We start from the raw sequence: 13,182 nt of genomic DNA, 5'->3' as shown, positions 1-13,182 counted from the left end.
GCCCTACTGCTGCGGCGGGGCCTCGGATTGTGGCGGCGACTCGGGTTGCGGTGGGATCCCGGGAAGGGTGGGTTTCGTCGGTGCCGGAAGCTCTGTGACTGTCGTACCCGAGCCCAGCCGTTTCAGCGGTGAATTCGAGTTTTGGCCGGGGATGCGAGAGTTTTCGACACCCTTGACTTCGCCTGTCTTCTGATCGTAGGTGCGCAAATCAAGCACCTCGGCGGCCGTTTCCCGCTCAAATGCGTGTCGCTTGTCGGTGTTGCGATACCGCAGAAACACCCACATGAAAAAGCCGAGGCCGCCGGCGGGCCCGATGAGCCAGAGCCACGCGCCACCCTCCTCAGAACTGGCACCGTAGTCTTCCAGTCGGGCGATGGTGTCGAAGATTCCGCTGGTATTGAGCGCGATCCACGCGTCCACAAACTGCACGATTGCGCCTCCCCTATCCCATAAAGAAATCTAGGAAGCCGCCGACCGCGGTTCCGACGATACCGATGATCACTGCAGCCGGAATGAGCCGCCCGTAGCGGATCGGCACGCTCCCCATGGTTTCACCCGTGCGACCGTTGACCGCGACGAAGTGGGTGAGTCGACCATCGAAATAGCTGTAGAGCCAGACGGGCACCGAGACCGCCACCCAACGCGTGCCCTTGACATCCAAGTGCTCCGTTTCCCAGCGCACCCCCCGGTTGTACTGCCCTGTGCTGTCGTTTGCGCGCTGCCGACCGATCGACAACAGGCGATCGTGTGCTTCGCGGCCGAGCGACGACACGTCGAGGTCGCGCTTCTCGGCCGTGAAGCCCCGCAGGTAGTTCGCGTTGTACGCCACCGCGGCTTTCACGTCGAACGGCTGAATCGAGTTGATGATGTTATTGGTGTTGCGCGACCAGTCGATGTCGGCGCGCTGAGCTGACGATTCGATCATCACATCGTCGATGTGCACATCGAACGATCGCGCCACCTGATACACGTCAGCGTCATACAGCGTCACCTCGTCGTCACCGCGTTTCCGGGTGTACCGCCGGGTCTGGATCTCCCCGAAGCCGGTGAGATCCACGTGGGTATTCGCGTCGAGCAGCATGTACGGCATATAAACCCCGACCACCTCGGTTGGGGCAAACTCGCGCACGAACTTCGGGTGGGCAAAGAAGCGACGTGATTTCACGAACGCATCGATGCGAGCAATGGCATCCTCGCGGGTGATACTGAAGGGCAACAGACCATCCGGCACCGCACCGTTGGGCAGTTGCGTGTTCACCGACAGCGTCTGCCGACACCAGTGGCACCGCGACTGCAGCGCCTCCTGGGTGTTTACCACCACTTCCGCACCGCAGGCCTGGCACTTCAGCGTGAGCACATCTTGAGCAGATTCCTGCAACGCGGCCGCGCCGGAGGCGACGGTCGTGCCCCGAAGATCTCCGATGGCCGAGTCCAGGCCGAACTGCTGCTCGATCCCGGCTTCCGCCCACTCGTGTCGACAGAAGTGGCAAACCAGCATGCCAGTCGCGGGGCGCAGCGAGATCTCGGTAGACCCGCATTTCGGGCATTTGTCGAGCCCGTCCGCTTTTCCCGAGGCGGTGTCGATGTGGTTGTCTACCATGTCGCGTCTACAGCCCCAGCAGCGCCTTCTTCGCTGCCTCGAAGTCTTCCGCAGTGATGAGGCCCTGATCGAGCATCTGCTTGAACTGGGCGAGCTTTGCCACGGGATCCTCTGCTGCGGCCGGTGCTGGTGCCGGTGCGGCAGGTGCCGGCGCTGCCGGAGCCGGGGCTGCCGGCTGCTGTTGCTGCTGCTGGAAGTTCAGGGCCTGGCCGGTCATGCCAACCCCCAGGCCCATCATCGCCATGCCACCCGAACCCTCGGTAGAGCCCGCAGCCTCGAAGCCACGCGCGACCGACTGCTGCAGGAAGGAGGCGCCGCGATTCCCGGAGAGCGCATCGGCCTTCTTCACATCGCTGAGGAGCTTCTGGGTGTCTGCGTCGTACTCGATCGACTGGATCGCGGTGCTCACAATTGCGAGGCCACGCTGCGATGCCCACTGGTAGCCCGATTCGACCGCGGCGGAGAGCGATTGGGCGAACCCCAGCGCATCGCTTTGAATGCGCGCCATACGGTTGCCCTTGCTCGGATCATTCGTATAGATCGAGAACGCGGGTGCGAGTGACGAAACGACCTCATTGAAAAGCTGTGCCGCGGCGTCGTTGTCGAGATCGCTGAAGTCAAACACCCGGGCATCTGCGCTCAGATAGGTGAGCGGCACGAACTGCTTCACAAACAGCACCGGGTCGATGATCTTCAGTGTGTAGGTGCCGCGCGTGATCGCGCCCACCTGGGTGCCAAGAAAGGCGTCGTCCCAGTAAATCTCGCTCTGCGTTCCGAAGCGGTTGTTCGGGATCTCCTTCAGGTTGACGTAGAAGGCCAGGTGCTGAGCCCCGGGCTGTCCGCCAAATTTGAACCGCTCCCACGACTGCAACACAGTCGAGGCGAGCAGGCCACCGCCGGTGAAGATTGATTTCGCTTGAGGATCGGTCGTCGTGAACGTGTACCCACCGGCCTCCGCCACGAGACCGGTCAATTCACCGTTGAGGAAGGTGAGGAGACCGTATCCCTCCGGAACCACAATCAGCGAACCGTCGCTGATGATGTTCTCCGAGCCCTTGGTGTTGGAGCCGCGACCCGCGTTCGTGCCTTTCGGTACCGCCGGAAAGATTGCGGCGGTGGGTGCAAGCCCTGCCGGTGGTTGCAGGAAGTCGATCCACTGATCGGCAAACATGCCGCCGATCGCACCCGAAAACGCCTTGATGAAACCCATGGTCTCCCCTTTGCTCGGTCGCGCGCCTCCTGGTGGGTGCGAACGTCTGCCCCAATCCTATGAGTCTCCGTGCGCCCGGGGAAGAGCAGACTCGCTGACCCGCCGTTCCAGAAGCGACGGGATTCACGCGTTGCTGCGATACGCTATTTCGGTCGCCTCCGTAGCTCAGGGGATAGAGCAGGAGCCTTCTAATCTCTTGGTCGCAGGTTCGAATCCTGCCGGGGGCACTGATTCAAGCGCAGAGCACCGCTCTGCGCATTCAGGGCCCCGTGCCGCCCACGGCGGCAGCCCACGGAGCGAAGCGAGGGGTGGGGCACTCACAAAGAAAATATCGCGTTCGACCGAGTGACCCCAATCGCCACAGCGATTGCCCACGGAGCGAAGCGAGGGGCGGGGCACTGATTCAAGCGCAGAGCACCGCTCTGCGCATTCAGGGCCCCGTGCCGCCCACGGCGGCAGCCCACGGAGCGAAGCGAGGGGCGGGGCACCTAGAATCCAGTCAGGGCAGTGCACCTGTCACGTTCTTCCCCACTCAGCGAAAAGGATCTTCCCATGCGCCAAGTCTTCCTCCACGGTGAACGAGATATTCGCGTCGAAGATGTGGTTGATCCTGCGCTCGATAACCGCCCCGAGGCCGCCGGCCGCGATGCGATCGTGAGAGTCGTGGCTGCCTGCGTGTGCGGTTCCGACTTGTGGGGGTACCGCGGAGTGAAGCCGACACCCAAGCCGCGGCCGATTGGTCACGAGTTCGTCGGGATTGTCGAGGAGGTCGGCTCTGCCGTTTCGCAGGTGCGAGTTGGAGACTTCGTCATCGCCCCGTTCTACGTCTGCGATGGCACCTGCCTGAACTGCATCAATGGGTTCTCTAGCCACTGCCTGAACGGCGGATTCTGGGGCTCCAAGGTCCGCGACTTTGGTTACGCGAATGCCGCGCAGAGCGAGCGCGTGCGGGTTCCGCTCGCCGATGGCACCCTCGTCGTGGTTCCCGGGCAGCCCACCGAAAACATGATTCCGGCTCTGCTGAGCCTGTCTGATGTCATGGGAACGGGGCATCACGCGGCGGTTTCCGCCGGGGTGAAGCCTGGATCCACTGTCGCGGTCATCGGTGACGGAGCGGTCGGGCTCTGCGCGATCATCGCCGCGAAGCGCCTGGGGGCAACGCGGATCGTCGCGATGTCGCGGCACGCCGACCGGCAGGCACTCGCGAGGGAATTCGGAGCCACAGATGTGGTGCCAGAGCGCGGCGATGAGGGCATCGCCCTTCTGAAAAACATGTTCGGCGGAATCGGACCAGACTGCGTGCTTGAGTGCGTCGGCACCCAGGAATCGATGGACACGGCGCTCCGCTCGGCCAGGCCCGGCGGCCAGGTCGGCTTCGTCGGCGTGCCAGCTGGCGGTGCAGAGCTACCGATCGACACCCTGTTTGGCAGCAACGTCGGCGTGCGAGGTGGCATCGCCCCGGTGCGCAACTATATCGAGGAGCTCCTTCCTGAGGTGCTCGACGGATCGATCCAACCCGGACGTGTGTTCGACCTTGAGCTGCCACTGGCGGAGGCCGCCGAGGCGTACCGCGCCATGGACGAGCGCCGCGCCATCAAGGTATTGCTGCACCCGTAGCCCGGAGCCCGGGGAGACAACCGGGGCCCACCCCCGACAGTAGAATTGAGTCGATGTCTCCTCGCCCCGCGCGCCCCCCGCGCGCCAAGCTGCCCTTCGAGGTGTGGGCGCTCGTGGCGGGCGGGTTCACGGTTGCGCTCGGCTACGGCGTCGTCGCCCCGGCGATTCCGCAGTACGCCCTCGAGTTTGGTGTGTCGAACCTGGCGGCGAGCGCGATCGTCAGCGCATTTGCGCTCATGCGGCTGGTGTCGGCACCGCTCGCCGGGTGGCTCGTCTCCCGCTTCGGCGAGCGACGCACCTACACGGTCGGGCTGCTCATTGTGGCGGTCTCAACCGGCGCCTGCGCCCTGGCGATGACCTACCCCCAACTTCTGCTGCTGCGCGGAGCTGGGGGCATCGGGTCGGCCATGTTCACGGTTGCGGCGACGGCTTTGCTGGTGAAGGTGAGCCCGCCCGATGCACGCGGTCGTGTGGCCAGCCTGAACGCGGCAGGATTTTTGAGCGGCATGTTGCTCGGGCCGGTGTTTGGGGCGCTCGTGGCGGGGTTCGGTCTGCGCGCACCCTTCATCTTCTACTTCCTCACTTTGGTGCTCGCCGCAATCGTGGTCTGGTCGGCGCTTCGCCGCTCGGCCCTCGCCTCTCCCGGTGGTGGTGATGGTGCTTCCCGCGAATCGATGGGGCTCCGTGAGGCCTGGAAAATCTCGCAGTACCGCGTGCTCCTCAGTTCGGTGCTGATCTTCGGATGGACCTCATTCGGAGTGCGCATCTCGATCGTGCCCCTCTTTGTGGCACTCTCATTCCAGGGCGCACCCAGCGACGCGGCATGGGTGCTTGCCGCCTACGCTGCGGGCAACGCACTCCTCATTTTTCCCGCGGGGCGGTGGACCGACACCGTGGGGCGCAAGCCCATGCTCGTGACGGGGTTGGCGGTCCTCGCCATCTCCTACCTCGTGTTCCCGGCGTCCCCCGCGTTGTGGGCCGCCCTCGCCTGCATGTTCGTGGCGGGAATGGGCTCGGCACTCGTGAACCCCGGTCAGCAGGCGGCGCTCGCCGACATCCTGGGGCAGCGTTCAGGAGGCAAGGTCGTGGCGGCCTACTCGATGATGGCCGATCTCGGGGGTGTGCTCGGTCCACTCGCGGTGGGTGCGATTGTGGATCTCGCGGGGTTCGGCTGGGGGTTCGGCGTCACGGCCGCCCTCCTCGCCGCGGTGACACTGGCGTGGGTCGCGGTTCCCGATACTCAGCAGCGGCGACCGCGGGATTAATCCTCCGGGTGATCCACTCCGGGCATCCAACTCAGCCCAGGCTTCCCCCAGCCGTTCTTCCGCTCGGCCTTCTGCGCCGCACGGTTTTCGGGGTGCACGAGCCGATCCACGTAGAGCAGACCGTCGAGATGATCGAATTCGTGCTGCATGATGCGTGCAAACCAGCCGCTGACCTCGAGCTCGTAGGGCGCGCCATCGATGTCGAGCGCGCGAAGCAGCGCGCGCTCCGAGCGTCGCAGGGCGAACCGTTCACCGGGGAAGGACAGGCATCCCTCGACCTCGTCTTCATCCGGGAGGCCCGGCTCGGGTGGCGAGATCCACAGTTCAGGATTGATGGCGACACCACGCGAGGGGCCCTCGTCTTGGTCGTCATAGATCCACACGAAGACGCGCTTGCCGATACCGACCTGCGGGGCGGCGAGTCCCACTCCGGGTGCCGCGACCGTCGTGTCGAACATGTCGGCGACGAGGGTGCGCAGCTCGTCATCGAACTGGGTCACGGGAGCCGCCGGTCGATGTAACACGGGTTCACCGCAGATCACAATGGGAAGAACAGCCATGCCGACAAGCCTACGGGTCACGCAGACCGCTCACGTGCCAACCGACAAAATGTGCTCAAGCTGCGCGCGAAAGCTGCCCCGGCTCACCCCGGCGCCAATCCACCCGCGAAGCGCCGTGATGAGCAGTGCCGTGGTGACCGCAGCGTTGGCGCTTCGTTCGACCGAGTCAGATTCCGGCGCGCTTCGCTGCAGGTACGACTCGAGCAATCGGTTGAGTGCCAGCACACGCCCGGCCCCTCCGGCGATCAGGTCGTCTGCCGATTCGAGCAACCGGAAGTTCTGCAGCGCCCAGGGAATGTTGGCGCTACTGATCGATTCCGCGTAACTCAGCATGGCCGCTCGCAGCGGCACAGAATCCCCCGCGCTGAGCTGACCCTCCAGGTGCTTGCCGAGGCTGGCGAGCAGCACGTCGGTATCGAGCCAGTAGAGCTCGGACTTTGATGAGAAGAAGTTGAAGAAGGTCGCCCGGCTAAAGCCTGCGGTTCGCGCGATCTGCTCGACACTGGTGCCGCGGTACCCCTGCACCTGGAACAGCTCGAACGCCGCCTCCTGCAGCATCTCCGCAGAGGCCTTTCTGGGTCGACCCCGTGACTGAGACATGCGAATTACTCCTGGCCGCATTTAATAGATCGCGTCTAATAATATAGGCTTAGCGGTTGTGAAACATACACCAGCGCACACACCGAAAAAAACCGCCTGGGCGACCGGCCTCACCGCGGTCGCCCTCGTGTTGCCGCTCGCGGCCTGTTCCGCGGGCGGAAGCACGCCGGAACCAGGCGAGGCCCGCACCAACCTCGTCTACGCGACCGGAGACGGCGAACCGAGCTGCCTCGACCCCCACGTCGGCGGCAATTTCCCGCAGGCCCTGCTCGCCACGCAGGTGCTCGAATCGCTCGTGGCGCTCGACGCCGAGGGCACCATCGTGCCGTGGCTGGCGAGCTCATGGACGGTCAGCGACGACGGACTGACCTGGGAGTTCACGCTGCGTGACGGTGCGACCTTCAGCGACGGCACCCCCGTCGACGCTGCCGCGGTGCAGGCCAACATCGAGCACCTGCAAGACCCCGACACGGGATCCTCCACCGGCTATCTCGCCGTGCGCCAGGTGGCGGCCGTCGAGGTCGTCGCTGCCGATGTGGTGCGCTTCACACTCACCCGACCCGACGCGGCGCTGCTCGAGTCGCTCGCGCAGCCGTGGGTGGCGATGCAATCGCCCGCCGGCATCGCTCGTGGCATGGACGAAAACTGCCTCGCACCGATCGGGTCGGGGCCCTTCGTCATCGACGACTGGGTGAAACAGGATCGCATCGAACTCGTGCGCAATCCCGAGTACACCACCTCCCCCGACGGGATCGACGCACCCGACGCAGCGGCCGCCGAGACGCTGAAGTGGCGCTTCATCCCGGATGCGACGGCGCGGTTCGCGGCCCTTGAGGCTGGTCAGGTTGACATCATCGACAACCCCCTGCCCGAGCAGATCACCGTCGCGGAGAACTCGGAAGACCTCGCGCACCTCGATGCGCCCCGCCCGGGCGCCAGCAACCGGATCGAGCTAAACACGAGCACGGTTCCGTTCAACGATCAGCGCGTGCGTGAGGCGTTCATCGCCTCTGCCAACGTCGACGCGGGCCTCGAGACGCTGTTCGAGGGGTGGGCACCGCGATCCACCAGTGCGCTCTCGAGCCGCGAGCGGCTCGCACTGCAGAGCCCGGAAGCCTACGTCTTCGACCCCGAGCTCGCGAATGCCCTGCTCGACGAAGCGGGCTGGACCGAGCGAGACGACGACGGAATTCGGACGAAGGACGGGCAACGACTCACCGCCCGCTTCCCGGTGACCGGCGCACAGTCGACGCAGGCCGAGCAGGCGCTCTTCGAACAGATCCAGGCGGGCGCCCGCGAGGTGGGTTTCGACATTCAGATCACGCTGCTCGACCTCTCGAGCTGGTACGGCGCGCTCGGTGCCTACGAGTACGAGATGGTGAGTGCCCCCTACACGAAGATCGGCCCCGACGTGCTGCGCTTCCTCTATCACAGCGATGCCACGGTACCCGCGCCGAGCGGCTATTTCGCCAACAACGCGCAGGTGAAAGACCCCGAGCTCGACGCGCTGCTCGACACCATCGGCACCTCGATGGACGTGGAGGAGCGGGAAGCGGCCGCGCGCGCTGCGCAGGAGTGGATCGCGAACGCATCGATCATTCTGCCGATCTACGATCAGCAGAACCACTTCCTGTACCGAGCCGATCTGACCGAATTCCGGGCACTGCCGACGGTCAATACCCCGTGGCTCGGGTCCGTCATCGCCGGATGACCTGAGCGATGACCGGCGAGGGATGGTGGTGGCGGGCAGCGGCACGCGTGGGCGGCGCGCTCGCCGTGCTCGTGACCGTCGCCACCCTCGCCTTCGTCGCCCTGCAGTTCATCCCAGGCGACCCCGCGGAGGCCGCTCTCGGCGGCCCGGGCAGCCAGGCGAGCGCCGCGGCACTCGAGGCGGCCCGAGCCGAATTTGGCCTCGATCGCCCGGTCCTCACCCAGTACGTCGACTTCATGTGGAGACTGCTGCGCGGTGATCTGGGGGTGTCGTACGCGCAGCGGATCCCCGTTTCCGAGGTGCTCGGGGGCGCAATCGGGCCGACTCTGCTGCTCACCCTCACCGCGCTGCTGCTCGCCTGGGCGCTCGCCCTGGTGAGCGTGGTGATGGCGAGCGGGCACTCGCGCCGCGCCCGCGCGGTCGCGTCGGCCCTCGACCTCACCGCAGCCGCGATGCCAAATTTCTGGCTGGCGAGTCTGCTGGTGCTCGTCTTCGCGAGCGTGCTCGGATGGTTTCCTCCCGTCAGCACCGGCGGGTTCTCGGGTATCGTGTTGCCCGCACTGGCCCTGGCGATTCCCACCGCCGGATTCCTTGCCCAGGTGTGCCGAGCCGGGGTGGATGCCGCCCGCTCCGCGCCCTTCATCGAGAGCGCCCGCGCGCGTGGCGAGACCGAGCTCGGCATCAGGGTGCGTCACGTGGTGCGCCACGGCCTGGTGCCGGGCCTGAATCTCACGGCCTGGGCTCTCGGCTCGCTGCTCGGGGGTGCGGCGGTTATTGAAGTGATTTTCGCTAGGCCCGGGCTCGGCCGCACCCTGGTGACCGCAGTGCTCGGCCGCGACGTGCCGGTGGTGCTCGGTGTGGTGCTGTTCTCTGCGTGCGCCTACGTGGTGGTCGCGCTCATCACCGATCTTGTCATCTCTCGCGTGGATCCGCGCACCGAGTCCAGGCTCGCGCAGGCGGTGGCGCGTGCGTAGGGGGGTGGCACTGCGCGACGGGTTCCGGCGCAGCACATTCGCGCGGCGCAGCGGGTTGAGTGCCGGCGAGTGGATCGCCCTCGCCACCCTCGGGGTGCTCGTCGCGTGTGCGCTCGCGCCCGCAGTCCTGGCGCCCTTCCCCCCGCTCGCGGTGAACCCGGCAGATGCCTTCGCCCCGCCCTCGCTCGCCCACCCCTTTGGAACCGACGATTCGGGCCGGGATGTGCTCAGCCGCGTCATCTTCGGCGCGCGCGACTCGCTCGTCATCGGAGCCGCGGCCACCCTGCTCGGTCTCGGAGCCGGCATCGCCCTGGGGGCCCTCGCGGGAGGCAGCCGCGGGAGGGTGCTCGCCCCACTGAGGTTCGTCGCCGACCGCGTCATCGAGGCGCTGTTCGCGTTCCCCGGCCTGCTGCTCGCCCTGCTGCTCATCACCGTCTGGGGTCCGGGCACCGCGTCGATCGTGGTCGCGGTCGCCATCTCGACCGCGCCCGGCTACGCGCGGATGGTGCGCGGCGGCGTACGTCAGGCGCTGGGATCCGGCCCGGTCGAGGCCGCCCGACTCCAGGGAGACCGCGGGGCTCGCGTCTGGGCGACTCTCGTGCTTCCCGAGGCGATGCGCCCCGTGCTGGTCCTCGCCACCCTGGGGGTGGGGCACGCGGTCGTGCTCGCCGCGGCGCTCGGCTTTCTCGGGCTCGGGTCGCCGCCCCCGGCCCCCGAGTGGGGTGCGATGCTCAACTCCGGCCGGCCCTACCTCACGAAGGCCTGGTGGATCACGTTCTTCCCCGGCGCGATGATCCTCGCTGTCGGCATCGCGACGACCGTGATCGGTCGAGCTTTCGAACGTGAGCGGCGGTTCGCATGAGCGCGGTACTCGCGCGGGTGGAGTCACTGACCGTCCGCTTTCCGGGTCAGCCGCGCGCCGCGGTCGACGACGTGAGTCTGGTGGTACACGCTGGCGAGTGCGTGGCGCTCGTGGGCGAGAGTGGATCGGGCAAGTCCCTCACCGCACGCGCGCTACTCGGCCTGCTCCCTCGCGCGGCGATCGCCACGCACACTTCGCTCGAGATCATCGCCCCCGGCGGCACCTTCGGGGCCGCACCGGAGCCCGGCCACCGGCGATGGGATGCCATTCGCGGTGCGCACGGTTCGCTGATACCGCAAGACGCCCTCGCTGCGCTCGATCCGCTGCGCCGCGTGGAACACGAGGTGGGCGATGCGCTGCGCCTGCACGGCCTCGCGACTGGCGCGGAGCGCCGGCACCGCGTGCTCGCGGCCCTGAACGCCGCGGGCATGCCGGAACCCGCTCGTCATCTCCGGCAGCGCTCTGACGAGCTGAGCGGCGGGCTTCGCCAACGCGCGCTCGTCGCCACGGCGCTCATCGCAGACCCGGAATTCATCGTCGCGGACGAGCCCACCACGGCCCTCGATGCCGGTCACCGCGGCAACGTGCTCTCTCGGTTGCGGCAGCGCGTCGACCAGGGGTGCGGGGTGCTCCTCATCACACACGACCTTGCGAGCGTGCGCGGCGTGGCCGACCGGGTGCTGGTGATGCGTCACGGGCGCATCATCGAGGCGGGCGACCCGGCCCGCGTGCTGACGCACCCGGCGCACCCGTTCACCCGGGAGTTGCTCGAGTCCTCTCCCGCGGGCAAGCCTCGCGGGATGCGGTTGACCGGCGCGTCCGATTCGCCCGACGATTCCCAGGATCTTCCCGCCTCAGCGCCTGTCGCCCCGATCGCGTCACCCCGGGCCACATGTGCCCCACGGCTCGAGCTTGCCGACATTTCGGTGTCGTTTGGCACGCACCAGGTCTTGCGTGGCGTATCGCTCGAACTCGGGGCAGGAGAAACCGTCGGGCTTGTTGGCGAGAGTGGATCGGGCAAGACCACGCTGCTGCGCGTCGCGCTCGGGCTGCAGCGCCCCGATGCGGGCACCGTGCGCATCGACAGTGTGGATCGCTCCACGCTCTCGGCGCGCGCGCGCCTGCAGTTGCGGAAACGACTGGCGTTCGTTCCGCAAGACCCGCTGGATTCCTTCCCGCGGGGCGCGACCGGGGGTCATATCCTCGCCGATGCCCTGCGCGCCGCTGGCATCCCACGCGCGTCGAGAACCGCGCAATCGGCGGCGCTCGCCACCGAGGTGGGCCTCGAGACTGAACTCTTGCGGCGGCCCACGCAGAGCCTGTCCGGCGGGCAGCGTCAGCGGCTCTCGATCGCGCGCGCCCTCGCGCGGGACCCCGAAGTCCTCCTCCTCGACGAGCCGGTCTCCGCCCTCGATGTCACCGTGCAGGCCCGGGTCCTCGATCTGCTCGACGACGTGCAAGCGCGGCGCGGAACCTCATTCCTGTTTGTTTCGCACGATGTCGACGTGATCCACCATATGAGCGACCGGGTGCTGCGGCTGGAGAACGGAGAAATCGCCCGCGGCTAGACTAGATCAGCCCACTCACGAAGGAGCCCACGTGTCACACACCCCCGCCGAACAGATCGTTTGGATCGACTGCGAGATGACGGGGCTCGACGTGGATCTCGATGGACTCTGCGAGATTGCGGTCATCGTCACCGATTTCGAGCTCGAGCCACTGCACCCTGGCTTCGAGCTCGTCATTAACCCTGGGCCCGAGGCGATGGAGAACATGGGAGACTTCGTGCGAAATATGCACGAGAAGTCGGGTCTTCTGCCCCGCATTGAAGCGGGTGTGACGGTGGCCGAGGCCGAGAAGCTGGTCACCGATTACTTGTCTGCGCACGTCACCCCGGGCCGACGCCCCATCGTTGCTGGCAACACGATCGGCATGGATCGCCGCTTCATTTCGAAGTACATGCCAACCTTTGACGAGCGACTGCACTACCGCAGCATTGACGTCTCGACCATCAAGGAACTGTCGCGTCAGTGGTACCCGGCGGCGTTTTTCGCGACACCCGAGAAGCGGGGCGGCCACCGCGCGCTCGCCGATATCGCGGAGTCGATCCAGGAACTCGCCTACTTTCGGCAGGCCGTGCTCATCTCGGGCCCGGGCCCCAAGAAGCCCGAGGCCGAGCAGATCGCGGCCGCGGCGCGCGTAAAGTACGCTGCGCTGGTCGACGGCGAATCCTGATCCGCTGATTACATAAACGCAATCGCGGCGAGCATCACTCGGATGAGTCGTCGGTGCGCGAGTATGCAATGGTAATGAGCCGACGCAGCACCTCAAGGTTGATGTCGTCGAGCTTGTTGACGTAGACGCAGCCCGCGCCCTCCGTGTACTTTCCGAGTTGGGGCAGAAGCTTTGCTCCTGCCGGAAGATCCTTGAGCCCGTAGATCGAAAGCTTCGCCTTACGCGGCGAAAACCCGGTCTTCGGCCACTCACCTTGGGTGCGTGGATTCGCGGGCGACACGTAATGGTAGCTGCCGTACCCGACAATGGACGGGCCCCACATCACGGGCTCCTCCCCCGTAACCTCGTGAAAGATCTCTGCGAGCGTTAGCCCGTCGGCGCGCCGCCTAGCAGGTTCCGCAGCCTCCAAGAACTCCTGCACGTTCGCGTCGGTCGCCTGCGTCTTAATCTCAGCCATGTATGTATTCTGGCGGATCAGGACCGCCCCAGCGAGGTCAGTTCTGAGGCGGATGTAACCAGGCGGGCAACACATCACCCGACAGCGTGTC

Annotated in this window: 13 protein-coding genes and 1 tRNA gene; 8 read left to right on the top strand and 6 right to left on the bottom strand. The window is 66.3% G+C overall.

Annotated features, from left to right (window positions below; translation table 11 throughout):
- Nucleotides 1-3: 3 nt before the first annotated feature.
- Genes ACTNFK_RS05760 through ACTNFK_RS05750 form a run of 3 tightly spaced genes read right to left on the bottom strand, consistent with a single transcriptional unit; the run spans nucleotide 4 to nucleotide 2,810 of the window.
- Nucleotides 4-429, bottom strand: coding sequence for a hypothetical protein (locus ACTNFK_RS05760; protein ID WP_433646478.1), 426 nt, complete (start codon nucleotides 427-429; stop codon nucleotides 4-6).
- A gap of 13 nt (nucleotides 430-442) precedes the next feature.
- Entirely contained in the window at nucleotides 443-1,600 is a 1,158-nt protein-coding gene (locus ACTNFK_RS05755; protein ID WP_433646479.1) for a TFIIB-type zinc ribbon-containing protein, read from the bottom strand.
- Nucleotides 1,601-1,607: 7 nt separating this feature from the next.
- Nucleotides 1,608-2,810 (bottom strand): SHOCT domain-containing protein, encoded by a 1,203-nt coding sequence (locus ACTNFK_RS05750; RefSeq protein ID WP_433646480.1) that lies wholly within the window; start codon nucleotides 2,808-2,810, stop codon nucleotides 1,608-1,610.
- Between the two features lie 154 nt (nucleotides 2,811-2,964).
- On the opposite strand from ACTNFK_RS05750, the gene ACTNFK_RS05745 reads away from it, so the two are divergent.
- From ACTNFK_RS05745 to ACTNFK_RS05735, 3 genes are all read left to right on the top strand, one after another.
- Nucleotides 2,965-3,037 (top strand) — tRNA-Arg (locus ACTNFK_RS05745).
- Nucleotides 3,038-3,362: 325 nt separating this feature from the next.
- Complete coding sequence (locus ACTNFK_RS05740) at nucleotides 3,363-4,427, top strand: zinc-dependent alcohol dehydrogenase family protein (RefSeq protein ID WP_433646481.1); 1,065 nt, start codon at nucleotides 3,363-3,365, stop codon at nucleotides 4,425-4,427.
- A gap of 53 nt (nucleotides 4,428-4,480) precedes the next feature.
- Nucleotides 4,481-5,692: an MFS transporter gene (locus ACTNFK_RS05735; RefSeq protein WP_435935945.1), complete on the top strand. Its 1,212-nt coding sequence runs from the start codon at nucleotides 4,481-4,483 to the stop codon at nucleotides 5,690-5,692.
- Here the strand turns inward: ACTNFK_RS05735 and def are convergent.
- Nucleotides 5,689-6,252 carry a peptide deformylase gene (gene def, locus ACTNFK_RS05730; protein ID WP_433646483.1) on the bottom strand — a complete coding sequence of 188 codons (564 nt, stop codon included), beginning with the start codon at nucleotides 6,250-6,252 and terminating at the stop codon, nucleotides 5,689-5,691. The two genes, ACTNFK_RS05735 and def, sit on opposite strands and share 4 nt — an antisense overlap.
- Nucleotides 6,253-6,282: 30 nt before the next feature.
- Nucleotides 6,283-6,852 carry a TetR/AcrR family transcriptional regulator gene (locus tag ACTNFK_RS05725; protein ID WP_435935946.1) on the bottom strand — a complete coding sequence of 190 codons (570 nt, stop codon included), beginning with the start codon at nucleotides 6,850-6,852 and terminating at the stop codon, nucleotides 6,283-6,285.
- A gap of 58 nt (nucleotides 6,853-6,910) precedes the next feature.
- On the opposite strand from ACTNFK_RS05725, the gene ACTNFK_RS05720 reads away from it, so the two are divergent.
- From ACTNFK_RS05720 to orn, 5 genes are read left to right on the top strand one after another with little or no spacing between them, the layout of a single operon-like run.
- On the top strand, nucleotides 6,911-8,563 hold the full coding sequence (locus tag ACTNFK_RS05720; protein WP_435935947.1) for an ABC transporter substrate-binding protein: 1,653 nt from the start codon (nucleotides 6,911-6,913) through the stop codon (nucleotides 8,561-8,563).
- Between the two features lie 8 nt (nucleotides 8,564-8,571).
- Entirely contained in the window at nucleotides 8,572-9,537 is a 966-nt protein-coding gene (locus tag ACTNFK_RS05715) for an ABC transporter permease (protein WP_435935948.1), read from the top strand.
- Nucleotides 9,538-9,541: 4 nt separating this feature from the next.
- Nucleotides 9,542-10,399, top strand: coding sequence for an ABC transporter permease (locus ACTNFK_RS05710; RefSeq protein WP_445117203.1), 858 nt, complete (start codon nucleotides 9,542-9,544; stop codon nucleotides 10,397-10,399).
- Nucleotides 10,396-11,967 carry an ATP-binding cassette domain-containing protein gene (locus ACTNFK_RS05705; protein ID WP_435935950.1) on the top strand — a complete coding sequence of 524 codons (1,572 nt, stop codon included), beginning with the start codon at nucleotides 10,396-10,398 and terminating at the stop codon, nucleotides 11,965-11,967. Before ACTNFK_RS05710 ends, ACTNFK_RS05705 begins: the two co-directional genes overlap by 4 nt.
- 31 nt (nucleotides 11,968-11,998) lie before the next feature.
- Nucleotides 11,999-12,634, top strand: a complete 636-nt coding sequence (gene orn / locus ACTNFK_RS05700; RefSeq protein ID WP_435935951.1) for an oligoribonuclease — start codon at nucleotides 11,999-12,001, stop codon at nucleotides 12,632-12,634.
- Between the two features lie 34 nt (nucleotides 12,635-12,668).
- Here orn and ACTNFK_RS05695 read toward each other — a convergent pair whose 3' ends face one another.
- Entirely contained in the window at nucleotides 12,669-13,091 is a 423-nt protein-coding gene (locus ACTNFK_RS05695; protein ID WP_435935952.1) for a DUF1801 domain-containing protein, read from the bottom strand.
- Nucleotides 13,092-13,182: the final 91 nt, after the last annotated feature.

The sequence above is a fragment of the Leucobacter fengyongliangi genome, assembly GCF_052386045.1.
Note: the sequence above shows the minus strand (reverse complement) of the source record. Positions and strands in the feature narration are given on the sequence as shown.